The following is a 23045-nucleotide window of genomic DNA, read 5'->3' as shown; positions in this document are numbered from 1 at the left end:
GAGAGGTGGGGCGGCGGCTGTGAGAGGTGTGAGAGGTGTGAGAGAAGACTCCTGACGGGGCAGGGGGCGGTGTCCAGTGGGGACATGAGCTTCCTAGTCGAGGGGTGGGGCAGGTCGTGAAGGACCTTCTGTTCCTGGCCGTCTGTGCCGGCACGTTCGCGGTCGTCTGGCTCGCCCTGCGGGGGGTGGAGAAGCTGTGAGCGCCGACGACGTCGCGGGACTCGTGGTCGCCGCGGCGCTGGTTCTCTACCTGGTCGCCGCCCTGGTCTTCCCCGAGAGGTTTTGATGTCCGACACCGCCGCCGGCCTGCTCCAGGTCGGCCTGCTGGTCCTGCTCCTGGCGGCTGCCTACCGGCCGCTGGGTGGGTACATGGCCCGCGTTTTCAGTGCCGACCAGGACTCCCGGGTCGAGCGCGCGACGTACAAGATCCTGGGAGTCGATGCGAAGGCCGACCAGACCTGGGCCGTCTACGCCCGGTCGCTGCTCGCCTTCTCCGCCGTCAGCCTGATCTTCCTGTACGGGTTGCAGCGCCTGCAGGGTCACCTGCCGTTCTCCAACGGCCTGCCCGGCGTGGAGCAGGGGCTGTCGTTCAACACCGCCGCGTCGTTCGTCGCGAACACCAACTGGCAGTCGTACTCGCCTGAGGTGACGATGGGCCACCTGGTCCAGTTCGCCGGCCTCGCGGTGCAGAACTTCGTCTCTGCCGCGGTCGGCATCAGCGTCGCGGTCGCGTTGATGCGCGGCTTCGCCCGCTCCCGGACCGACCGGCTGGGCAACTTCTGGGTCGACCTGATCCGCACCGTGCTCCGAATCCTGCTGCCGATCGCCGTCGTGGGCGGCTTGCTGCTCGTCGCGATGGGCGTCGTACAGAACCTCTCGTCGGGCCACGAGGTCGCCGGTGTGGTCGGACAGACACAGACGATCCCGGGTGGCCCGGTCGCGAGCCAGGAGGTGATCAAGGAGCTCGGGACGAACGGTGGTGGCTTCTACAACGCCAACTCCGCGCACCCGTTCGAGAACCCGAACGGGCTGTCGAACCTGTTCGAGATCTTCCTGCTCCTGCTGATCCCGGTCTGCATCACCCGCACCTTCGGCCTGCTGGTCAAGGACAAGCGGCAGGGCTACGCGATCCTCGGCGTGATGGGCACGCTGTGGGCCGCCTTCACCTTCGCCGCGACGGTCTTCGAGGTCCGCGGTGCCGGTACGGCGACGCACGCCGCGGGCGCTGCGATGGAAGGCAAGGAGACCCGCTTCGGCGAGTGGGCGTCGGCGTTGTTCGCCTCGTCCACGACCGGTACGTCGACCGGTGCGGTGAACTCCGCGCACGACTCGTTCACCGCGCTGGGCGGCGGGACCGCGCTGTTTCACATGATGCTCGGCGAGGTCAGCCCGGGCGGTACCGGCACCGGCCTGTACGGGATGCTCGTGCTGGCGGTCCTCGCCGTGTTCGTGGCCGGCTTGATGGTCGGTCGGACGCCGGAGTACCTGCGCAAGAAGATCAGCGCTCGCGAGATGAAGCTCGTCTCGCTCTACATCCTGGCGACGCCGAGTCTGGTGCTGGCCGGTACGGCGATCGCGATGGGCCTGCAGTCGGCCCGGGCGTCGATCTTCAACACCGACAGCCCGCACGGCTTCTCCGAGGTCCTCTACGCGTTCACGTCGGCGGCCAACAACAACGGCAGCGCGTTCGGCGGTCTCAGCGCCAACACGCCGTTCTACAACACCGCCCTCGGCCTGGCGATGCTGCTCGGCCGGTTCGTGCCGATCGTGCTCGTGCTCGCCCTGGCCGGCTCGTTCGCCCAGCAGCAGCCCGTTCCGGTGAACGAAGGCACGCTGCCCACCCACAAGGCGCTGTTCGTCACGATGCTCGTCGGCGTCGTCCTGATCGTCACGGGCCTGACCTACTTTCCCGCACTCACCCTCGGACCCCTCGCGGAGGGACTGTGACCACGCTGTTGAAGACCCCGTCCCCGGCGCCGGCGCCGCAGAAGGTGGTGACGAGGACGCGCTCGGGCCTGTTCGACCCGAAGATGCTCCTGACGTCGCTGCCGGACGCCGTCCGGAAGCTGGATCCGCGGGTGATGGTGAAGAACCCGGTGATGTTCGTGGTCGAGGTCGGCGCGGTCGCGTCCACGGTGCTGGCCGTCACCGACTCCACCGTCTTCGTCTGGTGGATCGTGGTCTGGCTCTGGCTCACCGTGCTCTTCGCCAACCTCGCCGAAGCCGTGGCCGAAGGCCGGGGCAAGGCTCAGGCAGCGACCCTGCGACGGGCCAAGACCGAGACCACCGCTCGCAGGCTGACCGCCGACGGGTCCGAGGAGGAGGTCCCGGCCACGGCGCTGCAACTGGGCGACCGCGTGGTCGTCGAGGCCGGCCAGGTCATCCCCGGTGACGGTGACGTCGTCGAGGGCGTGGCCAGCGTCGACGAGTCGGCGATCACGGGTGAGTCGGCGCCGGTGATCCGGGAGTCCGGCGGTGACCGCAGCGCGGTGACCGGTGGCACCCGAGTGCTGTCGGACCGGATCGTCGTGAAGATCACGACCAGGCCGGGGGAGAGCTTCATCGACCGGATGATCGCGCTGGTCGAGGGAGCGTCGCGGCAGAAGACCCCGAACGAGATCGCGCTGAACATCCTGCTGGCCAGTCTGACCATCGTATTCCTGATGGCCACGGTGACGCTGAAGCCGTTCGCGGCGTACGCCGGGACCGACCTCGGCATCGTCGTACTGGTCGCGCTGCTGGTGTGTCTGATCCCGACCACGATCGGCGCACTGCTGTCGGCGATCGGGATCGCGGGGATGGACCGGCTGGTGCAGCGCAACGTGCTGGCGATGTCCGGCCGGGCCGTCGAGGCGGCGGGCGACGTGAACACGTTGCTGCTGGACAAGACCGGCACGATCACCTTGGGCAACCGGCAGGCCGCGGAATTCATCCCGGTGGGTGGCGTCACCGAGATCGAGCTGGCGGATGCGGCGCAACTGTCCAGCCTGGCGGACGAGACGCCGGAGGGCCGGTCGATCGTCGTCCTGGCCAAGAACCGGTACGGACTGCGCGAGCGGCACACCGGTGAGTTGCCGCACGCAACGTTCGTGGAGTTCACCGCGCAGACGCGGATGAGCGGCGTGGACGTCGACGGCCGGCAGATCCGCAAGGGTGCGGCTGGTGCCGTGACCACGTGGATCCGCGATCAGGGCGGCACGGTGACGGCGGAGCTGGGCGATCTGGTCGACGGCATCTCGGCGTCCGGCGGGACCCCGCTGGTGGTTGCCATCAGCAAGGAGGGCGGGGCGCGGCCGCTGGGGGTGATCCACCTGAAGGACGTCGTGAAGGCGGGGATGCGGGAGCGGTTCGACCAGCTGCGCGCGATGGGCATCCGGACCGTGATGATCACCGGCGACAACCAGCTGACCGCGCAGGCGATCGCCGAGGAGGCCGGGGTCGACGACTTCCTGGCCGAGGCGACGCCCGAGGACAAGATGGCGCTGATCAAGAAGGAGCAGGAGGGTGGCCGGCTGGTCGCGATGACCGGCGACGGCACCAACGACGCGCCCGCACTGGCGCAGGCCGACGTCGGCGTCGCGATGAACTCCGGGACGTCGGCGGCCAAGGAGGCCGGCAACATGGTCGACCTGGACTCCGACCCGACCAAGCTGATCGAGATCGTCGAGATCGGCAAGCAGCTGCTGATCACCCGGGGTTCGCTGACCACGTTCTCGATCGCCAACGACGTGGCCAAGTACTTCGCGATCCTGCCGGCGCTGTTCGCCGCGTCGTACCCGGGGCTGGACCAGCTGAACGTCATGCGGCTGACCTCGCCGGAGTCGGCGATCGTCTCGGCGATCGTGTTCAACGCACTGGTGATCGTGGCGCTGGTGCCGCTCGCGCTGCGCGGGGTGCGGTACAAGCCGTCGTCGGCCTCGGCGATGCTGCGCCGCAACCTGCTGATCTACGGGCTCGGCGGACTCGTGACGCCGTTCATCGGCATCAAACTCATCGACCTGGTGGTCTCGCTGATCCCTGGGATCGGCTGACCGTCGTGATCATCGGAAAGGTCCACTGCAATGGCTAGCAATCTCCCCGGCTCCGTACGGCAGTTCGGGGTGGCGATCCGGGCACTGGTGGTGCTCACCATCGCTCTCGGCGTCGTGTACCCGCTTGCGATGACGGGCGCCGCACAGGCTCTGTTCCACGGCAACGCGAACGGCTCGATCGTCCAGGTGGACGGCAAGGACGCCGGCTCGGACCTGATCGGTCAGGCCTACACCCGCGACACCGGGCAGAAGGACGCGGACGGGGAAGCGGTGATGGAAGCCGATCCCCGGTGGTTCCAGACGCGGCCGTCGGCGGTCGACTACGACGCGATGGGCAGCTCGGCGTCGCAGTACGGGCCGAACAATCCGGACCTGCTGAAGCTGGTCGAGCAGCGTCGTGCCGCGGTCGCCGAACTGGAGGCTGTCGACCCGTCGCAGGTGCCGCCGGATGCTGTGACGGCGAGCGGGAGTGGGCTCGACCCGAGCATCAGCCCGGCGTACGCCGCACTGCAGGTGCAGCGGGTCGCGCGGGAGCGTGGGTTCGACGTCGGTCAGGTCCAGCAGTTGGTGAAGGACAACACCAAGGGACGGACGCTGGGGTTTCTGGGGGAGCCGGCGGTGAACGTGGTGACGCTCAACCGTGACCTGGCCGAACTGGGCTGACCTAGACGATGCACGGCACGCACAGGCAGCGTACTGACTCTGCTACGTCTTGGTGACCTCGAGGATCGACATGCGGGTGGTGGTGTCGACGAGGCGGTTCAGGTGGAGGTCGGCAGCGGTGAAGAGGTCGGCGAACTGTTGTTCGGTCCGTTCGCGGCCGCCGGGAAGGACCAGCATGTTCAGGTCGGAGAAGGCGGCGCCGAGCTCGTGGCCGGGGCGGTCGAGGACGGTTTCGACGACCAGGACGACGCCGCCGGGATTGAGCGAGGCGGCGCACGTGCGGAGGATGTCGACGCAGCGGTCGTCGGGCCAGTCGTGCAGGATCGACTTCAGCAGGTAGGCGTCGGCCGGTGGCACCTGCTCGAAGAAGCTCCCGGCGACGGCTGTCCAGCGTTCACGCAACGCCGGATCTCCTGGCGCTTCGGCCACCGCCTGAGGCAGGTCGAAGACGATGCCTTCCAGGTGCTCGTACTCCTTCAGAACCGCCTCGAGCAGCACACCGCGCCCACCGCCGACGTCGATGACGGTGTGGACTTTCCCGAAGTCGTACGTCGTCGCGACCGCGCGCGCGATAGTCGTGGTGAGCGCGGCCATGTTGTCGTTGAAGATCTGGTTGTGCTTCGGCAACCGTTGCCGATGCGTCCACACGTCGACGCCGTGCAACGCTTCGAACGCCGTCTCGCCCGTCCGCACGCTGTGGGCCAGGTGACCCCAAGCAGCCCACAGCGCGGGATCCTGCAACGTCCTCGCCAGCGGCCTCAGTGAACCGGGCACATCCGACCGCAGCCCTTCCCCCAGAGCCGTGTTCCGGTAGCGGCCGTCCTCTTCGTCGTACACCCCGGCCGCGACCAACGCCCGCAGCAGCCTGCCCAAGGTCTCCTCGTCCGCGCCGACAGCCCCGGCGAGCTCATCAAGCGTGCGCGGACCGGCGGCCAGCTCGTCCGACACCCCCAACTCGGCCGCCACACCGAGCGCCGCCGACAGCCGGAACCCCGTCACCATCGCCTGAAGCCTCGCGCCGTCATCCATACGGCGATCATCCACCTCCGACGGCGATCTGTCCGGGTACCGGAAGGTTTCGATGGCCGGGGTACGACGCGTTGACCGGTCCACCGGTGGCTCGTAGCGTCGAAAACGAGGCCTGTGATCCTTTGCTCCGGGCCCATCTCAAGGGGGGCCCATCGTGGCCAGAACGGCTGTTGCCCTGTCCCGCGTCAAAATCGCTGCCGGTGTGGTCCTCGTGGCCGCCCTGCTGACGCCGACCACCGGAGCCGCCGTCAGTGCCGCGCCGCAAGCGCCCGCGGTCGGTGGCGGAGCCGTGGAGGCCGGCGCCAACGCGGTGGTCCGGTGGAACCAGACCGCGGCGGCGGCCGCGCTGGCGACGAACCTCGCGCCGACCCTCAACCCCCTGCACGAGTCCCGGATGTACGCGATGATGCACATCGCCGTCCACGACGCGCTGAACGCGATCTCGGCTCGATCGCGTCCGTACGCCTTCCAGGGCCGCGCACCGCACGCCTCACCGGACGCCGCCGTCGCCGCCGCGGCGAGGACGACCTTGGTCGCGGCGCTGACCGATCTCACCCCGCCGTTCACCGACACCGCCGGCGCCGTCGCCGGGGTGGAGGCGGCCTACAGCGCGGCACTGGCCGCCGTACCGGACAGCTCGGCGAAGCTGGACGGCATCGCGCTCGGGAAGAAGTCGGCGTACACGATCCTCGCCCAGCGGGCCGACGACGGCGCCTCGACGGCTCCGCTGATCGTGGCGGACTTCGTCGAGGGCACGGGGCCCGGCGAATACCGGTTCACTCCCGGTACGCCGTTCGCCTTCGCGCCGACCTGGGGAGACGTGAAGCCGTTCGCGCTCACGTCCGCCGCTCAGTTCCCGGTGGAGCCGCCCTACCCGCTGGGCTTGAAGCGGTACGCCGCCGATTTCGCCGAGGTGAAGCGGCTCGGTGGCGACGGCGTCACCACGCCGAGCGCACGCACCGCCGACGAGACCGTCATGGCCCGGTTCTGGGTGGAGAGCTCACCGTTGCTGTGGAACCGTCTCGCGCGTCAGCTGGCGACGGATCGGCACCTGGACCTGTGGCAGAGCGCCCGCCTGTTCGGGCTGCTCGACATCGCCCTCACCGACGGCTACATCGCGACGTTCGACCTCAAGTACAAGCTGCTGTTCTGGCGGCCGGTGACCGCGATCCAGCTGGCGGCGACGGACGGCAACCCGAACACCACGGCCGACCCGACCTGGACGCCGCTGGTGCCCACGCCGCCGATCCCGGATCACGATTCCGGCCACAGCGTCGAAGGTGGCGCCGCGACCGCCGTACTGCGTGGCTTCTTCAAGACGGACCGGATGAACTTCTCGCTGTGCAGCTTCACCCTCCTGCCGGGCAGCACGTGCACCGACGCGAGCCCGGTGATCCGCCACTTCACCAGCTTCTCCCAGGCGGCCGACGAGAACGCCCGATCGCGCGTCATGGTCGGCTTCCACTTCTCGCACGCCACCACCGAAGGCACCGCGCACGGCCTCAAGATCGGCAGGCTGACGGTCGGCAACTACCTGCAGCCGCGCGGCTGACCGTTGCTCTGAAGCAACGGTCGCGCAGGCAGCTCCTGGTTCTCCTCGCGTGGCGGCGAGGAGGACCGCCGGCGCAGAGCGCGGCGCTCTTCTTCGGACAGGCCGCCCCAGACGCCGGTGTCCTGGCCGGTGCGGAGGGCCCAGTCGAGGCAGGCGTCGGTGACCTCGCAGTGCCGGCAGATCGTCTTGGCCTCCTCGATCTGTTGCAGGGCGGGGGCCGCCGTGCCGATCGGGAAGAACACGCCGGGGTCCTCGGTGCGGCAGGCCGCTCTGTGGAGCCATCTCATGCTGGTATGACCGGACGGCACGGTGGTTTTGTGACGCATTGTCGGACCTGCTCTCTATGCTCGGTTCTCGTGAGGGATGGGTTCGACGGGTGGCCGCGGGCGGCGTTCGACGTGCTGCTGCAGCTGGAGGGGGATCCGGCGGTGGCTGTGCGGGAACGCGTGCGGCGGGATCGGGAGGACCTGGTACGGCGGCCGATGATCGAGCTGCTCAACGTGGTGGCCGACCAGGATCCGGCGTACGAGGACTTCTCGGTCTGGGGGTACGGCGAGGTGCTGCTGCGCGCCTGGCAGCGGCAGAGTGCGATCGTGCGGCTCGCGTGCAACGTCGAACTGGGGGTGCGGTTCGATCTCGACGGGCTCGAGGTCGGCGTGGCGTGGTGGTACGCGCCGTCGGTCCAGATCGAGCGCTACCGGGCCGCGGTGGCTGACGACGGGTCCGGGCGGCGGCTGGTCGCCATCCTGCGCAAGCTCGACGCCGAGGGTTTCGAGCTTTCGGGCGAGCAACTGAAGCGCCCGCTCCGTGGCTACCCGCCCGAGCACCCCCGTGCCGCGTTGCTGCGCCACAAGTCCGTCATCGCCTTTCGCCCGCTCGGCTGTGACGACTGGATCCACACGCCGGCTGCCGCCGACCAGGTCCTCGCGGCCTTCACGCAGCTTCGCCCGCTGGCCCGCTGGCTGGTGAAGAACGTGGCCGGTTAGTAGGCACTCGGCCGTTGAGGCGGTTCGGAGCGCGGTGGGCCAGCGACGTCCGCAAGTGGGCTCGGGCCCGGTGGATGCGGCTGCTGACAGTGCCGATCTCCACTCCGAGGGTGGTCGCGATCTGCTGGTAGGACAGCGTTTCGATGTCGCGCAGTACGACGGCCGCCCGAAGTCTCGGATCCAGGGTGGCCAGCGCGGAGCGAATGTCGTCGTCGAGCGTGCGGTGGTCGAAGAGGGCCGCCGGATCAAGGTCCTTGGTGGGGAGCCGGTGGCGCAGCTCGGGGGTGAGCTCGTCGAAGCGGATCCGGTTTCGGTGGCGGACCTGGTCGAAGAACAGGTTCGTGGTGATGCGGTAGAGCCAGCCCTCGAAGGAGTTGGGGCGGTAGGTGTGCAGGTAGCGGAACACGCGCACGAAGACGTCGTGGGTCAGGTCCTCGGCGTCGTACCGGTTGCCGGTCAGGCGGTACGCGAAGTGGTACACCCGCGGGGTGTGGGTGCGGACGATCTCGTCCCAGGTCGGCGTAGTGGTCATGGCTTCCTCCCCGTTGACGACGATCTCCACCCAGCGTGGCCCGCGGGTGGGCTTCGTCGCGCCCCGGGAACTCCCTGGTCCCTCACTGGCCCGGGCCCGTGAGGGCCACGGTCAACCGAGGCTCGGCGGCCCCTGCTCGATGCGGCGCAGGGTCGGCTCCAGGCGGTAGAAGTCGGTGCCGGTGATGAGTTGGCGTTCGTCCCACCAGGTGGCGCCGGCTTCGGCGAGCGGCTCGACGAGGGCCCGGGACTTGGCCGGGGCCGCGGGGCTGATGCCGCCGACGACCACGTCGTACGACGTCGTCCGATCGGCGCGGTGCTCGTCGAGGTAGGCGATCAGGTCGCGGACCTCGTCGACCGGGGGAGCCTCGCCGTGGTTCGCGCTCTGGAACAGCGGTACGGCGCCGTCCCAGCGGGCGGCGCGCCGCATCGGTGCCTTGCGCGGCCAGTAGCCGGCGATCCAGACCGGCGGACGCGGCGCCTGGCTGGTTGCCGGGAGCAACGTCACGTCGTCGACCCGATAGTGGTCGCCGTGGTGGTTCACGGTGTCGCCGGACCAGTAGCGGGCGAGCAGGTCGAGCCCTTCGTCCAGGCGGCCCGCGAGGACCTTGGGATCGGTCACGTCGCCGAAGCTGCCGAACTCGTCGTCGATCGGCCCGCCGAGGCCGGCGCCGAAGACCACCCGGCCGCCGCTGAGCTGGTCCAGCGTCGCGACCTGCCGGGCCAGCTGCTCGGGCCGGCGTCGGGCGATCGGCGTGACCAGCGGCCCGAGGATGATCCGCGAAGTCGCGAGGGCGGCCGCGGTCAGCAGCATCCACGGGTCCCCGAACGGCTGGCCCTTCCGCTTGGCCTTGCTGTGGACGACGTGGTCCCAGACGAACAGGCCGTCCCAGCCGGCGTCCTCGGCCGCCGCCGCGACGCGGGCGACGGTGCGGGCGTCGGCGAAGTCGCCGAAGTTCGGGATGTTGATCGAGAAGCGCATGTCCGTATCCTCGCTCACCACCGCGGAGCCGGGCTGCTCAGGCCTGGGGCTCCTTCGCCCTGGGGGCGGGAAGGGCCGTCGCCGGCCGGTTTCCGGCGAGCTCCCAGCGGCGGTAGGCGTCGAGGGGGCGGTGCTTCTCGACGTACTCGCCGGTGGGCATCCGGAGGATCTGCCCGGTTTCCATCCCGACGGTGGCCAGCTCGAGGTCGTGGTCCTGCAGGCCGAGGCAGATCCGGCGGGTGACCACGAAGGCGGCGGGTGGGCCGAGGATCAGGAGGACCTGGAAAGCGTGCAGGAGGGCGTTGACGGACAGGTGGAACAGGATCGCCATGGTGTCCGCGGAGGCCGCCGCCCACAGGACGCCGTAGAAGGTGATGCCGGCGACTCCGATGCCGGTGCGGGTCGGGTTGTTGCGCGGCCGCTCCAGCAGGTGGTGGTCGCGGCGGTCGCCGGTGAGGCGCTCCTCGAGGAAGGGGTAGACGGCAACGAGTGCGAGGAACAGCGTGCAGATCGCGACCGGCAGCAGGATCGCCACGGTGAAGGTCCGGCCCCACAGGACGAACTCCCAGCCGGGCGCGATCCGCAGGGAGCCGTCGAGGAACGCGAGGTACCACGCCGGGCCGACGCCGGCCGAGGCGTTCGCGGGATCGGCCGGGCCGTACAGCCAGATCGGGTTGATGGTCGCGGTCGCGGCCATGAACAGCGAGATCGCCACGACGAAGCAGAACAGGCCGGCGCTCTTGACCGCGGCCACGGTCCCGCGGTGGCCGACCACGTTGTTCTCGGTACGGCCGGGGCCGGGGTACTGCGCGGGCTGGTGCTTGAGCGCGAGGACCGCGGCGGCGACGAAGAGGATGACGAGTACGGCGGGCAGGACGTAGACGTGCAACGGGTAGAACCAGGCGATCACGTTGCCCGGGAACTGGCCGCCGAACAGCAGCTCCGACAGGGCGGTGCCGACGAACGGGGTCGCCTTCAGGACACCGTCTAGTACGGCGAGGCTCATGCCTGAGGCGAGGTCGTCCGGGAGCGAGGTGCCGGTGAGGGCCGCGCCCAGCATGGTCACCATGAGGCCGAAGACCACGAACCAGGTCAGCCGCCGGGGCCGGCGGAACGCGCCGGTGAAGAACAGCCGCAGCAGGTGCAGCGTGATCGACGCGACCATCAGCAGCGTGGCCCAGTGGTGAACCTGGCGGGCCAGCAGGCCGCCACGGACCTCGAAGCTGAGCTCCAGGGTCGAGTCGAGGGCCCGCGACATGGGGACGCCGCGCAACGGTGCGTAGGGACCGTCGTACACGACGTGCTCGACGGACGGGTCGTAGTACACCATCAGGACGACGCCGCTGAGCGCGATCACCACGAAGCTGTAGAAGGCGATCTGACCGAACAGCAACGACCAGTGGTCCGGAAACACCCGGGCCCGCAGCTTGTTCAACGGACGGTGCATGACGCGTCCTCCCTGTCATGGTCCACGACGCTCTTACCCCTAAGACCCCGCAGCCGCAGCGACTGTGACGTCCCGTGGCGCACCTCACGCCGGGCAGGCGCAGCAGACCCCGCCGAGGCGTCGCCTCGGCGGGGTCTGGGGTCGCTCAGCGGGGGTTGTTCTCCTCGAGGTTCTCGACCCGGCCCTGGTCCTCGCCGGCGTCGAGCAGGTTGTCCCTGGGGGCGCCGCTGTCCGGGTACTCCATCAGGGCGACGTCCGGGTGATGGAGGTCGAAGGCGGGGGACTCAGAGCGGATGCGGGGGAGCGTGATGAAGTTGTGCCGGGGTGGTGGGGAACTGGTGGCCCACTCGAGCGATCGCCCCCAGCCCCAGGGGTCGTCGACGCCGACGAGTGGGGATTTGCGGGACTTGTAGACGTTGTAGAGGAACGGCAGCGTCGAGGCGCCGAGGATCATCGCGCCGATGGACGAGACCTGGTGGAGTGTGGTGAAGCCTTCGTTGGCGCTGTAGGTGGCGTAGCGCCGCGGCATGCCTTCGACCCCCAGCCAGTGCTGCACCAGGAACGTCGTGTGGAAGCCGATGAACAGCAGCCAGAAGTGCAGCTTGCCGAGCTTCTCGTCGAGCATCCGGCCGGTCATCTTGGGCCACCAGAAGTAGAAGCCCGCGAACATCGCGAACACCACCGTGCCGAACACCACGTAGTGGAAGTGGGCCACCACGAAGTAGGTGTCGGAGACCTGGTAGTCCAACGCGGGTGAGGCGAGGATGACGCCGGTCAAGCCACCGAACAGGAACGTCGTGAGGAACCCGACCGCCCACAGCATCGGGGTGTCGAAGGACAGGGATCCGCCCCACATCGTCCCGATCCAGTTGAAGAACTTCACCCCCGTAGGCACCGCGATGATGAACGTCATGAACGAGAAGAACGGCAGATTCACCGCACCGGTGACGAACATGTGGTGCGCCCAGACCGCGGTGGACAGCAGCGCGATGGACAGCGTCGCGGCCACCAGCCCGACGTACCCGAAGACCGGTTTGCGGCTGAACACCGGGAGGATCTCGGTGATGATGCCGAAGAACGGCAGCGCGATGATGTAGACCTCGGGATGCCCGAAGAACCAGAACAGGTGCTGCCACAGCAGAGCTCCGCCGTTGCCCGCGTGGAAGACCTGCGCGCCGAGCCGGCGGTCGGCTTCCAGCATCAGCAGGGCGCCGGCCAGGATCGGGAACGCGATCAGGACGAGGATCGACGTGACCAGGATGTTCCAGGTGAAGATCGGCATCCGGAACATCGTCATGCCCGGTGCGCGCATGGTGATGACGGTGGTGACGAAGTTGACGGCGCCGAGGATCGTGCCGAGGCCGGCCATCCACAGGCCCATGATCCACAGGTCGCCGCCGATGCCGGGGGAGCGGGTCACGTCCGACAAGGGCGAGTACGCCGTCCAGCCGAAGTCGGCCGCGCCTTGTGGGGTGAGGAATCCGGCCGAGGCGATGAGCCCGCCGAAGAGGAACAGCCAGTAGCTGAACATGTTCAACCGCGGGAACGCCACGTCAGGCGCACCGATCTGGACCGGCATGATCACGTTCGCGAAGCCGACGAACAGCGGGGTCGCGAAGAGCAGCAGCATGATCGTGCCGTGCATGGTGAACAGCTGGTTGTAGACCTCTTCGTTGACGATCTGCAGTCCGGGGGAGAACAGCTCGGCCCGGATCAGCAGTGCCATCAGGCCACCGAGCAGGAAGAACGCGAACGACGTGATCAGGTAGAGATGGCCGATCACCTTGTGATCGGTGGTCGTGAGCAGGCGGACCACGACCTGCCCCGGGCTGCGGCGCGCGATCCTCGCGCTCGCGGTCGCGCTCTGCCGGCGTTCGACGAAGTCGACCATCGGTCACCGCCTCCCCGCGGCCGAGACGGTGGGTTGCACCGCGCTGTACGAGCGAGCCAGGTCGATCGCGTCGGTCAGCAGCCGCAGCAGCAGGCGATCGCCGTACGGCGCACGGAAGTCGGTGACCGCGCGGATCGTGCCCGCGACGACGAGCGGTGCCTGCGCCGCGTAACCGGGCCCGTCGGCTCGTCGGGCGGCGTCGGTCAGCGTCCGCCGGAACTGCGGTGACACCACGGGCAGGACGAGCTGGATGCAGCGCGTGACCAGGGCCGGTGCGAAGCGCGGGTCGGTCGGGTAGAGGCCGATGACGGACGGGATCATCGGCACGAGCTCGACCCGGGCCGCGTCGGAGATCTCGTCGTTCACCTCACGGGCGACCAGCGCGACCAGCGGATGCGTGCCGTCCGGATGGTCCGACCACTCGACCCCGGCCAGCAGGGACGCGTACTCCATGAAACAGGCGCCGCGCCGTGGATTGCTGTGCCGTCCGCGGGACAGGATCGGCACCAGAGTGATTTCTCCGTGACCAGCAGCCATCAGAACCTCCCGGCCGGAGCCACCCCGGCCGACCAGCTCGCCGGCGGATGTCTTCCGCCGACCTGTTCCTCTCAGCCGAGTACACAACGCCCCACCACCGTTGTCGAGGTGTCAGAGCAGGCCCGCGTCGTGGATCCGGTTGGCGACCTGCACGCGGTTGGTGGCCTCGAGTTTGACCATGACGCGGGAGACGTGCGCCTTGACCGTGGCCATGCTGAGGTAGAGCTCCTCGGCGATCTGGGCGTTGACCTTGCCGGCGCCGACCGCGACGGCGACCTCGCGTTCGCGGGCGGTGAGGGTGTCGGTGAGCGCCTGGGCCTGGCGGACCCGCTGCGGTTCCGGCTCGTCGTCGTTCAGCCGGGCGATCAGCCGCGCCGTCACGCTGGGCGAGAGCATGTGATCGCCCTCGGTGACCCGGTGCACGGCCTCGATGATTTGCGCGGGCGGCGTGTGCTTGAGCAGGAACCCGCCGGCGCCGCCGCGCAGCGCCCGCAGGACGTGGTCGTCGGCGTCGAACGTCGTCAGCACGATCACCTTCGGCGGCGTCGCCTGCCGCGTCAGCTGAGCCAGCACGTCGAGGCCGTCGAGTCGCGGCATCCGGATGTCCAGCAGTACGACGTCAGGGCTGACGCGCGCGATCAGGTCGAGCCCGGTGTCACCGTCGTCGGCCTCGCCGGCCAGCTCGATCGCGGCGTCGTCGCGCAGGATCATCGCGAGCGCCGTACGGACCAGCGCGTCGTCGTCGACGATCACCACCCGGATCGGGGTCATGCCGGCCACGGCAACCACGCGCGGACGACGAACTGACCGTCGGCGGTCGCGTGCTCGAACCGGCCGCCGACGAGCTCGGCCCGCTCGGCCAGACCGAGCAGCCCGAGCCCGGCGCCGGGCGGTGCTTGCAGGGCGCTGGGCCGCGAGTCCGGAGGCGGCTGTCCAGCACCGGCGGGTACGGCGGCGCCGAGCCGCAGCGGGTTGCGGACCTCGAGCACCAGCAGCTCACCCGGCCGGCCGTCGAGCGTGACGTCGACGGCGGTGTCGGGGGCGTGCTTGCGGGCGTTGGTGAGGCTCTCCTGGATCATCCGGTACGCACTGCGGCCGAGCGCGTCCGGAGCGGACGAGAGGTTCCCGATCCGGTTGTGCAGCCGGATCTTCGTCCCCGACCGCGACGTCTCCTCGACCAGCGCCGGCAGATCGACGAGGGTCGGCTGCGGACGCTCCGGCGACCCCGCCGGCTGGAGCGTCCGCAGTACGCCGAGGATGTCGTGCAGTTCCTCCAGCGCCAGATGAGCGCTCTGCCTGGTGACGGCCGCCGCCTCGGCGACCTCGTCGTCGCTCAGGCGCCGGCAGTACTCCAGGGCGCCCGCGTGCAGCGCGACCAGCGACAGCCGATGAGCCAGTACGTCGTGCATCTCGCGCGCGATCCGGGCGCGTTCGGTCAGCTGCGCCTGAGCGACCCGGAAGCCCTGCTCGCGCTCGGCGCGGTCGGCCCGTTCCCGCAGGCCGGCCAGCAGATCGCGACGGGCGCCGACGTACATCCCGGGAGCGATCACGCCGCTGACGAAGACGAGCGTGAACAGGAACGAGGAGACCACCGAGTCGTCGGAGCCCGGATGGGTCTCGAAGAAGACGACGGACGCCAGGAAACCCACCGCCGCGACCGGCACGATCTCGCGCCACCGCCGGCGCGTGGCCAGGGACAGCGTGGTGACGACGACGGCGCCGGACACGGAGGTGGAGAACGCGCCGAAGAGGTTGATGATCAGCGCGATCGCCAGCGGGTGGCGACGACGCAGTCTGAGCAGGAAGACGCCGAGGGCGCCGAGCAGCAGGTCGACGATCCAGAGCGCGTTCAGGCGGCCGTCGTACAGGTTGAAGTAGCTCGCGATCCAGAAGCCGGCGCCGACGCTGATGGCGAAGCCGTAGCGCCACGTCGACTGCCAGCGGCTCAGCGGAGGTGGTGGCGCGGCTTCGATGGCGTCCACCCTGCTCACCGTACGGGAGTTGCCCGGCGAGGGGCAGAGACCGTGGAAGGGGGTCGACCCCTACCGCGGTTCGGGGAGGCGAGCCCTGCGCCCGATGTGCCGGGCCGGGTCCGCGGCGCAGGCTCGGCCCATGATCATCGTCGAAGAACTCAGCAAGCGCTACGGCGCTCACCAATCGGTCGACCGCGTGTCCTTCCGGGCGGTGCCCGGCTCGGTCACCGGCTTCCTCGGTCCCAACGGCGCCGGAAAGTCGACCACGATGCGGATGATGACCGGCCTGACGCCGCCGTCGGCCGGTCACAGCACGATCCTCGGCGTCCCGTACGCCGAACTGCCGAACCCGGGCCGGCACGTGGGTGTCCTGCTGGACGCCTCCGCGCAGCACACCGGGCGGACCGGGCGCGAGATCCTTCGCCTCGGCGCCACCGTGATGGGCCTGCACCGCCGCCGGGTGGACGAGCTGCTCGAGGTCGTCGGCCTGTCCGCGGACGAGGGGGACCGGCGGGTCGGCAACTACTCGCTCGGCATGCGGCAACGGCTCGGCCTCGCGCACGCGCTGCTCGGCGATCCACAGGTGCTGATCCTGGACGAACCCGCGAACGGACTCGACCCGGCCGGCATCCACTGGATGCGCGGACTGCTCAAGGCCTTCGCCGACCGGGGCGGGACAGTGCTGCTGTCGTCGCACCTCCTGCACGAGATCGAGGTCGTCGCCGACCACCTGGTCGTGATCGGCCGCGGCGTGATCGTTGCCGACGGCAGCAAGGCCGACCTGCTCAACGCAGCGGGCACCCTGGTGCGCGGCACCGACCCGGCGGCCCTGGCGCGATGCCTCGAGCTCGCCGGTCACGCTTTCACCACCACCGAGGACGGCGCGTACGTCGTCGAGGCGACCCGCGAGCAGATCGCAGCCGTCGCTGCCCGGCACGGCGTGGTGATCACCGAGCTGCGCGGCGCCGACGGCGCCGGGCTCGAAGAGATGTTCCTGCAGCTCACCGCCGACGACGCACGAGAGAAGGTCTCCGCATGAGTACCACCATCGCGCCGGATCCGCAGGTGACGGCCGTTCCCTTCAGCCGGCTGCTACGCGTCGAACTGCGCAAGCTCGTCGACACCCGCGCCGGCTTCTGGCTGCTGGTGGCCATCGGAGCCATCACGGTCGCCGTCATCGGGGTCTTCCTGTTCGTCGCCGATCCCGACCAGCTGACGTACCTGAACTTCGTCGGTGCGACCGCGACGCCGCAGAGCATCCTGCTCCCGGTGCTCGGCATCCTGGCGGTCACCGCCGAGTGGAGCCAGCGCACCGGCCTGGTCACGTTCACCCTCGAACCGAGCCGGATCCGCGTCGCGGTCGCGAAGCTGGTCGCGGTCACGCTGGTCGGCCTGCTCTCGGTGGTCGTGGCCCTCGGGGTCGCCGCGCTCAGCAACGTCGCCGGCGCGGCGTTCCTGGACGGCGCCGGCACCTGGAACGTCGGCGCGGCCAACGTCCGCGACTTCTTCGCCCTGCAGCTGATCGGCCTCGTCCAGGGCTTCGCGTTCGGCATGCTGCTGATGAACACCGCCGCCGCGATCGTCTTGTACTACGTGCTTCCGATCGCCTGGAACGTGCTGTTCTCGATGGTCGGTGCGCTCGACAACGTCGCTCCGTGGCTCGACCTCAACACCGCGATGGCCCCGGCCTTCGAGCAGCAGACCTTCCAGGCCACGGACTGGGCCCACATCGCCGTCTCCGGAACGATCTGGGTCCTGCTGCCCCTGGCCTTCGGCCTCCTGCGGCTCCTCCGCCGGGAGGTGAAGTCCGCCTGATCACCACGTTCCGCCGATCGCACCCCGGATCGGCGGAACGCGTCGTCAGTGGGCGTGCGGCGTGGCACCGGCGGTCGGCTTGACCGACGGGACGAGCACCAGTGCCAGTACGGCGGTCACCGCCGCGGTGACGGCTGCGAAGGTGAAGCCTCTGGTGAACCCCGTGGTCGTGGTTCCGGCGAGGCTGGCGGCGGCAAGGCTGGAGACGACGGCGACACCGAGCGCCGCGCCGAACTCGTGGAAGGTGCTGAGCAGGCCCGAGGCCGTGCCGGCTTCGTGGTGGCCGACCTGGGACAGAGTGGTCACCGAAGAGGCGACGAAGGCCGCTCCGATCCCGGCGGCGCCGACGCTGATGCCGGCCACGATCGCGACCGGGCCGTCCCAGAGCGCGGCGACCGCCGTACCGGCGGCGGCGATCAGCAGACCGGTCACCGCGACCTTGTGGACACCCGCGGCACCGATCGCACGGCCGGCCAGTTGGGCGCCGAGGATCGTTGCCACGGCCACCGGCAGGAACAGCAAGCCGGTGCGCAAAGCGCCGTAGCCCCGGTGGTGCTGGAGGTAGAACGAGCCGAGGAAGAAGACGGCGATCATCAACGCCGTCGCGACCAGGATCAGGAGCGTTCCGGTGGCCACCGGGCGGCGGGTGAGGATCCGGAGGTCCATCAGTGGCGACTTCGTGGATCGCTGGACCAGCGCGAACACGGCGTACAGAACGACTGCTCCCGCGAGGGTCCCGAGCGTCCGGCCGCTGAGCCAGCCTCGATCGCCCGCGTTGATCAGCGCGTAGATCGCCGTACCGGTTCCCGCGGTCACGAGCACCGCACCAGGGACATCGAGCCGGGCCCGCGGCCCGGCCGGCAGGTCAGCCGGTAGCGTCCGGCTCAATACGGCGAACACCGCGATGCCGATCGGCACGTTGATGTAGAAGACCCACTGCCAGCCCGGCCCCGCGGTCAGCAGGCCACCGAGCAGTACGCCGATCGCCGAACCGCCGCCACCCAAGGCGGACCAGATCCCGAGTGCCTTGTTGCGCTCCTCGCCCTGGAACGTCTTGGTCACCACCGAGAGCGCGGCCGGCGACAGCATCGCCGCACCGATGCCCTGGGCGACGCGGCCGGCGATCATCGTCGTGGCGTTCTCGGCCAGGCCGGTGACCAGCGACGCCACGGTGAAGACGAGCAGCCCGGAGAGCACCACCCGGCGGGCGCCGAACAGGTCGGCCGCCCGGCCACCGAGCAGCATCAGACCGCCGAACATCAACGTGTACGCGCTGACGACCCAGGTCAGCGTGTCGCGGGCCAGCCCGAGATCGGTGCCGATGTGCGGCAGCGCGATCGCGACCACGGTCACGTCCAGGATCAGCATGAACTGGGCGACGCCCAGCAGCGCCAGCAGGCGCCAGCGCCGGGGATCGGCGATCTGCTCGGACACGGCAATCTCCAATTCGAACACAGGTGTACGGGTTAGTTGCGCTACAGTAACTCGTACACACGTGTTCGACAAGAGGAGATGGTGTGACCGCGACGCCGACGAAACGCGCCGACGCGCAACGCAGCATCGAGGCGATCCTCGAGGCCGCGATCAGTGCGCTGGGGCGGAACTCCGACGCCAGCGTCAGCGAGATCGCCAAGGCCGCCGGTGTCGGACGCGTCACCGTCTACGGGCACTTCCCGAACCGCGCCGACCTGGTCGAGGCGGCGATGCGGCGGGCCATCGACGACGGCCACTCCGGTCTGGAGGCGGTGGACCTGTCCGGCGACCCGCGCGACGCGCTCGCCCGCCTCATCGACTCCAGCTGGCAGCTGGTGAACCAGTCGCGCTCGCTGCTGATCGCGGCGCAGGACGTGCTGCCGCCCCGGAAGATCCGCGAGCTGCACGCCGGTCCGGCCGAGCGGATGGAGCGCCTGGTCGAGCGCGGCCGCGACGAAGGGGTGTTCCGCACGGACCTGTCGACGGCGTGGCTGGTCGCGGTTCTGCACAGTGTCATGCACGGCGCCGCCGACGAGATCGCCGCCGGCCGGCTGACCGCCGACGAGGCCGCCGGGCACATCACGGCGACCGTGCTCGCCGCCTTCACGCCGCCGAGCTAGAGCGAGCACGCCGAGCCTGAGCGGGGAACCCCCAGACCGACGCCCCGAGCTGAAGCGGGGCGCCCGAGAACCGAGCGCCCCGCCACGTTCTACAGCGGGTGGCGCAAGGTGATCGTCACCGACCGGGTGCCGGACGGCAGCCGGACCTTGCCGGCGGCCTGGTCGACGGTGGCGCCCTTGACCGACACCTGCGCGACGTTGTTCCGCAGCCCCGGCAGTTCGACGCTGTACGCCGTGACGTCGCGGACGGCGCCGGTCAGTTGGAGCGTCACCCGGTGGCCGGCCGTCGTCATCCGGTAGCCGACCCGGCCGCCGTTGGTGACGGGATAGCGGTCGAGGCCGATCTTCTGGCCGGTGCGGATCCACTCGTTCGGGACGCCGCGGCCGATGATCACGGTGCCGTCGGCCTTCTCGGCGATCAGTGAGTCGAACAGCACCTTGGTCGCGGTCGACTGACCCCACATGTGCTGGTTCGAGCCGCCTCCGCCGCGGGCGTGGTCGATGTCCCACGGCGAGGTCGCGCTCGGGTAGTCGACGCCTTCCCACCAGCCGAACGGCCCGCTCATCGTCTTGTCGATCATGTACTGGTACGCCTTGATGCCGAGATCGCGGTACTGCTCACCGCGCAGCGCGGCGCTGCCGTACCCGGCGTTGTAGGCACTGGAGTAGTACCCGTGCGGGTAGCCGCCGAAGTTGTAGATCGAGTCCGAGACGTCCTTGCGGCGCTCGAAACCGTGCGTGTAGGTGTCGTCGATGGTGTCGAACATCGTCCCGGTCTGCTCCGCGCCGAACAGGTAGCCGTCCCAGGCCCACCGGCCGAACAGGAACATCGAGGCCCAGTTCGCGTCCCGCGGGTCCTTGCGCGGTCCGGTCTCGTTGGGTTCGACCATCGAGATCGGCAGGTAGTCGAGGTCGTACTGCCGCATGGTCTGCTCGATCCGGGCGGTCGCGACCTTCAGCAGGTCGTCGTACTCGGCCTTCGCCCACGTCGCCTCGGCGGTCTCGCCGAGCGCGGTGGCCAGGTACCGGTACGTCGTGAGGCCGGCCAGCGCGGACCAGTTGTCGATCGTCCAGTAGCCGAGCGAGTCGATCGCCAGTGTCTGCTTGATGATCCCGGTGCCGCCGTCGATCCGGTCGGTCTCGACCATGTGGGTGTTCTTCTTGATCGTCTCGAACTGCTGCCGGATGAACGCCTTGTCGCCGGTGCGCTGCAGGTACAGCGCGTACGGCCAGCTGTACTTCCACTTGGCGTCGTCGTACTGGAGCTGGGCCGGCAGTGTCGCCAGGTAGTCCCGCGCGTAGGTGAAGTCGCCGATCGTGAGCAGCGTGGCGACGATGCCGATCGTGTCGTGGTCGAACATCTCGTCGTAGCCGTTCTCGCCGACGTGCAGCTCTTTCTTGCCGGCGATGTCGTCACGGATGATCAGCGTGTAGATGTACCCGGCCTTGTACGCGTTGACCAGCCGCTGGTCGGGCAGGTCGGTGATGTTCGCGATCGCCGACAGCCGCGAGTTCCAGTAGCCGCGCATGTGGGCGTAGTGCTGGTTGAACCCACCGAGCTTCCGCAGCTGCGTGGTGGTCGGCCACTCGTAGGTGCCGCCGAAGCGGTCGGCAGCGACGGCATAGTCCCGTACGACGGTCTGCCCGGCTCCGACGGTCGTCACCGTCGGCTCGGCCGCGGCGTTCAACGGCGTCAGCAGGCTCGACACCCGGGGGAGCCGGGTCGCCGTCGTTGTCGTGTTGGTGACGGTCATCCGCGAGTAGGCGACCTCGAACCGGTTGCCTCCGACAACGACCAGGTCGGCGAAGTTCTCCACCTCGAGCTTCAGCCCGTCCTTGGCGTACTCGCTGACGAACGCGGGCAGGTACCCCTCGGCGTTGGTCCACTTGATCTTGCCCGGGACGTTCGCGACGCCGAAGGTGATCATCGCGTCGCCGCGGCTGCGCAGCTTGTAGCTGCCGTCGATGAACGCGATCGGCGCGTTCAGGTCGCCCTCCCAGCCGAACGAGGAGGTGAGTCCGGGGTTGGTCACGCTGGTGTACTCGGCGCCGGCCGCGGAAGCGACGGCGTCGTCGTACGCCGCGCGGAGCAAGCGGTAGGTCAGACGCAGCTGGTCCTGCGATGCCGAACTGTCCGCCAGCGTCGCCTTCGCGGCGGCGACCTCGTCGGTGAGCTGCAGCTGCGCGGAGTCGCTCGCGTTGGAGAGATCAGCGGCCGCGATGCGGCCGAGCAGCGACGTCGTCAGCTTGCGGAAGCCGTTCGCGGAGGCGTCGGCGAGCGTCACGGCCGCCAGCGTCACGTTGCCGGACGGGTCGGTCTTCCGGTTGAGCTGCGCGGTGATCCGGGCCGAGTCGCCGGCGCCGAGCGAGAGCTCGAACAGCCGCGTCACCGACGGGCCGTTGCTGACGAGGTCGGAACTCACGTACGCCGGGTCGGCGGAGCCGTTCAGGTAGACCGAGACCGTCGCGGACGCCCGCCAGGTGCCGGAGACGAACCGGATGGTCCGCGGGGCGGCGCCCGCCGGAACGGTGAGGTCGTAGCCGTACGGGGCGGTGAGATCCACGTTCGGATCGGTGCCGTTGGCAAAGAAGATGCCACCGGCCCGAGTGGCCGGCTGGGTCGTGGTCGGCGTGCCGTTGGTCCACGAGTAGCTGACCGCGTTGTCGTTCTGGGCGCCGATCTCGGCGCCCTGCTGACGGTTCGTCACCGTCAGGCTCGCGGGTCCGCCGGCCTTGCGGTTGATCGTCGACCCGTTCAGGTGCAGCCAGTCGTCAGGCCCGTCGGCGGTCAGGTCGAGAGCGGCCGGGGCCGCGGTCGACGTGAACGGCTGCTCGGGTGAGAGCGCCGCGGCCGACAGCGAGAGGTTCCCGTTCGCCGTCAGCTTCTCGGTGAACTTCGTGGTGATGACGACCCCTTCACCAGGGCGGATCGTCACCGTGTAGCGCTTGGCCGCGGCGGCGTCGCTCGCGCCGATCGCGGTCGTGTACGGCGTACCTTCGCCGTCGGCCGCGGCGATCGTGACGGTCCCGCGGGCCTGCCAGATGCCGCCGACGACCACGAGCCGGCGCGCGGAGTCCGCGGCCGGGACGGTGATCCGGTACCCGGCGTCGTGGCCGGTCGTCGGGCCGGTGGTCGTGTCGTCGTAGTGGAAGACGCCGCCGGTGGTGACGCCGGAGGTCGAGGCCGTGGTGGTGCCGTCGGACCACCGGAACGACAGCGGGCTGTCGCCGAGCGTGGTCCGGCCGGCGGCGGGGTTGAGATCGTCCACGGTGATCGACGGCGGGACGGCGGCCTTGCGCTCGATGCCGTCACCGGTCACGTGGACCCAGTCCTGTGCGCCGTACGACGTCAGGTCCATCACGCCGGACGCGGTGCCGCCGGCGAGGCTTTCGGTGGTGACCACGAACGGGTCGGTGGGCGCGGCCGCGGCGGGTGCCGCCGGCAGAGCAATGATCGCGGGCAGCAGCAGCGCTCCCGCGACGACGGCTGCGAACAGCCTGGGTCGGGGCCTCAT

The 23045-nt window shown here is 69.6% G+C and carries 20 protein-coding genes; 9 read left to right on the top strand and 11 right to left on the bottom strand.

Annotated elements, in window-relative coordinates:
• Nucleotides 1–196 precede the first annotated feature (196 nt).
• The 4 genes from kdpF to kdpC are packed head-to-tail and all read left to right on the top strand — an operon-like array spanning nucleotide 197 to nucleotide 4694.
• Nucleotides 197–286: a K(+)-transporting ATPase subunit F gene (gene kdpF, locus ABD235_RS10485; RefSeq protein ID WP_344172509.1), complete on the top strand. Its 90-nt coding sequence runs from the start codon at nucleotides 197–199 to the stop codon at nucleotides 284–286.
• A complete protein-coding gene (gene kdpA, locus ABD235_RS10480; protein ID WP_344172507.1) occupies nucleotides 286–1947 on the top strand; it encodes a potassium-transporting ATPase subunit KdpA in 1662 nt (553 codons plus the stop codon). Before kdpF ends, kdpA begins: the two co-directional genes overlap by 1 nt.
• 44 nt (nucleotides 1948–1991) lie before the next feature.
• Nucleotides 1992–4031 (top strand): potassium-transporting ATPase subunit KdpB, encoded by a 2040-nt coding sequence (gene kdpB, locus ABD235_RS10475; protein ID WP_425553107.1) that lies wholly within the window; start codon nucleotides 1992–1994, stop codon nucleotides 4029–4031.
• 30 nt (nucleotides 4032–4061) lie between these two features.
• On the top strand, nucleotides 4062–4694 hold the full coding sequence (kdpC, locus tag ABD235_RS10470) for a K(+)-transporting ATPase subunit C (protein ID WP_344172505.1): 633 nt from the start codon (nucleotides 4062–4064) through the stop codon (nucleotides 4692–4694).
• Nucleotides 4695–4736: 42 nt separating this feature from the next.
• Here the strand turns inward: kdpC and ABD235_RS10465 are convergent, their stop codons facing one another.
• A complete protein-coding gene (locus tag ABD235_RS10465) occupies nucleotides 4737–5723 on the bottom strand; it encodes a methyltransferase (protein WP_344172503.1) in 987 nt (328 codons plus the stop codon).
• A gap of 154 nt (nucleotides 5724–5877) precedes the next feature.
• On the opposite strand from ABD235_RS10465, the gene ABD235_RS10460 reads away from it, so the two are divergent.
• Nucleotides 5878–7275: a vanadium-dependent haloperoxidase gene (locus tag ABD235_RS10460; RefSeq protein ID WP_344172501.1), complete on the top strand. Its 1398-nt coding sequence runs from the start codon at nucleotides 5878–5880 to the stop codon at nucleotides 7273–7275.
• On the opposite strand, the gene ABD235_RS10455 is transcribed toward ABD235_RS10460, so the two are convergent.
• Complete coding sequence (locus tag ABD235_RS10455; RefSeq protein ID WP_344172499.1) at nucleotides 7254–7562, bottom strand: WhiB family transcriptional regulator; 309 nt, start codon at nucleotides 7560–7562, stop codon at nucleotides 7254–7256. The two genes, ABD235_RS10460 and ABD235_RS10455, sit on opposite strands and share 22 nt — an antisense overlap.
• A 69-nt stretch (nucleotides 7563–7631) precedes the next feature.
• Between ABD235_RS10455 and ABD235_RS10450 the strand changes: the two genes are divergently transcribed.
• Complete coding sequence (locus tag ABD235_RS10450) at nucleotides 7632–8261, top strand: DUF2461 family protein (RefSeq protein ID WP_344172497.1); 630 nt, start codon at nucleotides 7632–7634, stop codon at nucleotides 8259–8261.
• Here the strand turns inward: ABD235_RS10450 and ABD235_RS10445 are convergent.
• The 7 genes from ABD235_RS10445 to ABD235_RS10415 form a co-directional block, all read right to left on the bottom strand.
• Nucleotides 8209–8793 (bottom strand): sigma-70 family RNA polymerase sigma factor, encoded by a 585-nt coding sequence (locus ABD235_RS10445; protein WP_344172495.1) that lies wholly within the window; start codon nucleotides 8791–8793, stop codon nucleotides 8209–8211. The two genes, ABD235_RS10450 and ABD235_RS10445, sit on opposite strands and share 53 nt — an antisense overlap.
• A 111-nt stretch (nucleotides 8794–8904) precedes the next feature.
• Nucleotides 8905–9774 carry an LLM class flavin-dependent oxidoreductase gene (locus ABD235_RS10440; protein ID WP_344172493.1) on the bottom strand — a complete coding sequence of 290 codons (870 nt, stop codon included), beginning with the start codon at nucleotides 9772–9774 and terminating at the stop codon, nucleotides 8905–8907.
• A gap of 37 nt (nucleotides 9775–9811) precedes the next feature.
• A complete protein-coding gene (qcrB, locus tag ABD235_RS10435; protein WP_344172491.1) occupies nucleotides 9812–11221 on the bottom strand; it encodes a cytochrome bc1 complex cytochrome b subunit in 1410 nt (469 codons plus the stop codon).
• A 145-nt stretch (nucleotides 11222–11366) separates the two neighbouring features.
• Nucleotides 11367–13112, bottom strand: a complete 1746-nt coding sequence (gene ctaD / locus ABD235_RS10430) for an aa3-type cytochrome oxidase subunit I (protein WP_344172489.1) — start codon at nucleotides 13110–13112, stop codon at nucleotides 11367–11369.
• A 3-nt stretch (nucleotides 13113–13115) separates the two neighbouring features.
• Nucleotides 13116–13649 carry a hypothetical protein gene (locus ABD235_RS10425; protein WP_344172487.1) on the bottom strand — a complete coding sequence of 178 codons (534 nt, stop codon included), beginning with the start codon at nucleotides 13647–13649 and terminating at the stop codon, nucleotides 13116–13118.
• Nucleotides 13650–13760: 111 nt separating this feature from the next.
• Nucleotides 13761–14420: a response regulator gene (locus tag ABD235_RS10420; RefSeq protein WP_344172485.1), complete on the bottom strand. Its 660-nt coding sequence runs from the start codon at nucleotides 14418–14420 to the stop codon at nucleotides 13761–13763.
• Complete coding sequence (locus tag ABD235_RS10415) at nucleotides 14417–15631, bottom strand: sensor histidine kinase (protein WP_344172483.1); 1215 nt, start codon at nucleotides 15629–15631, stop codon at nucleotides 14417–14419. Before ABD235_RS10415 ends, ABD235_RS10420 begins: the two co-directional genes overlap by 4 nt.
• Nucleotides 15632–15761: 130 nt before the next feature.
• Here ABD235_RS10415 and ABD235_RS10410 point away from each other — a divergent pair, with 130 nt between their 5' ends.
• Both ABD235_RS10410 and ABD235_RS10405 read left to right on the top strand, forming a co-directional pair.
• Entirely contained in the window at nucleotides 15762–16661 is a 900-nt protein-coding gene (locus ABD235_RS10410) for an ATP-binding cassette domain-containing protein (protein ID WP_344172481.1), read from the top strand.
• Nucleotides 16658–17437 (top strand): ABC transporter permease, encoded by a 780-nt coding sequence (locus ABD235_RS10405; protein WP_344172479.1) that lies wholly within the window; start codon nucleotides 16658–16660, stop codon nucleotides 17435–17437. The genes ABD235_RS10410 and ABD235_RS10405 overlap by 4 nt, the downstream gene beginning before the upstream one ends.
• Before the next feature lie 45 nt (nucleotides 17438–17482).
• On the opposite strand, the gene ABD235_RS10400 is transcribed toward ABD235_RS10405, so the two are convergent.
• Entirely contained in the window at nucleotides 17483–18871 is a 1389-nt protein-coding gene (locus ABD235_RS10400) for an MFS transporter (protein WP_344172477.1), read from the bottom strand.
• A gap of 83 nt (nucleotides 18872–18954) precedes the next feature.
• Here ABD235_RS10400 and ABD235_RS10395 point away from each other — a divergent pair, with 83 nt between their 5' ends.
• Complete coding sequence (locus ABD235_RS10395) at nucleotides 18955–19530, top strand: TetR/AcrR family transcriptional regulator (RefSeq protein WP_344172475.1); 576 nt, start codon at nucleotides 18955–18957, stop codon at nucleotides 19528–19530.
• Nucleotides 19531–19619: 89 nt separating this feature from the next.
• On the opposite strand, the gene ABD235_RS10390 is transcribed toward ABD235_RS10395, so the two are convergent.
• The gene (locus ABD235_RS10390; RefSeq protein ID WP_344172473.1) at nucleotides 19620–23045 is read right to left on the bottom strand and encodes a sugar-binding protein; all 3426 of its coding nucleotides are present in this window, start codon (nucleotides 23043–23045) and stop codon (nucleotides 19620–19622) included.

The sequence above is a fragment of the Kribbella lupini genome (assembly GCF_039529595.1).
Lineage (GTDB): Bacteria > Actinomycetota > Actinomycetes > Propionibacteriales > Kribbellaceae > Kribbella > Kribbella lupini.
The sequence above is the reverse complement of the archived record's forward strand: the minus strand, read 5'-3'. Positions and strand labels throughout refer to the sequence as shown.

Excerpts from the sequence above, each read along its gene's own strand:
- kdpA (WP_344172507.1), top strand. The coding sequence starts at position 286 with ATGTCCGACACCGCCGCCGGCCTGCTCCAGGTCGGCCTGCTGGTCCTG.
- kdpC (WP_344172505.1), top strand. The coding sequence starts at position 4,062 with ATGGCTAGCAATCTCCCCGGCTCCGTACGGCAGTTCGGGGTGGCGATC.
- ABD235_RS10465 (WP_344172503.1), bottom strand. The coding sequence starts at position 5,723 with ATGGATGACGGCGCGAGGCTTCAGGCGATGGTGACGGGGTTCCGGCTG.
- ABD235_RS10455 (WP_344172499.1), bottom strand. The coding sequence starts at position 7,562 with ATGAGATGGCTCCACAGAGCGGCCTGCCGCACCGAGGACCCCGGCGTG.
- ABD235_RS10445 (WP_344172495.1), bottom strand. The coding sequence starts at position 8,793 with ATGACCACTACGCCGACCTGGGACGAGATCGTCCGCACCCACACCCCG.
- ABD235_RS10440 (WP_344172493.1), bottom strand. The coding sequence starts at position 9,774 with ATGCGCTTCTCGATCAACATCCCGAACTTCGGCGACTTCGCCGACGCC.
- qcrB (WP_344172491.1), bottom strand. The coding sequence starts at position 11,221 with ATGCACCGTCCGTTGAACAAGCTGCGGGCCCGGGTGTTTCCGGACCAC.
- ctaD (WP_344172489.1), bottom strand. The coding sequence starts at position 13,112 with ATGGTCGACTTCGTCGAACGCCGGCAGAGCGCGACCGCGAGCGCGAGG.
- ABD235_RS10425 (WP_344172487.1), bottom strand. The coding sequence starts at position 13,649 with ATGGCTGCTGGTCACGGAGAAATCACTCTGGTGCCGATCCTGTCCCGC.
- ABD235_RS10420 (WP_344172485.1), bottom strand. The coding sequence starts at position 14,420 with ATGACCCCGATCCGGGTGGTGATCGTCGACGACGACGCGCTGGTCCGT.
- ABD235_RS10410 (WP_344172481.1), top strand. The coding sequence starts at position 15,762 with ATGATCATCGTCGAAGAACTCAGCAAGCGCTACGGCGCTCACCAATCG.
- ABD235_RS10405 (WP_344172479.1), top strand. The coding sequence starts at position 16,658 with ATGAGTACCACCATCGCGCCGGATCCGCAGGTGACGGCCGTTCCCTTC.
- ABD235_RS10390 (WP_344172473.1), bottom strand. The coding sequence starts at position 23,045 with ATGAGGCCCCGACCCAGGCTGTTCGCAGCCGTCGTCGCGGGAGCGCTG.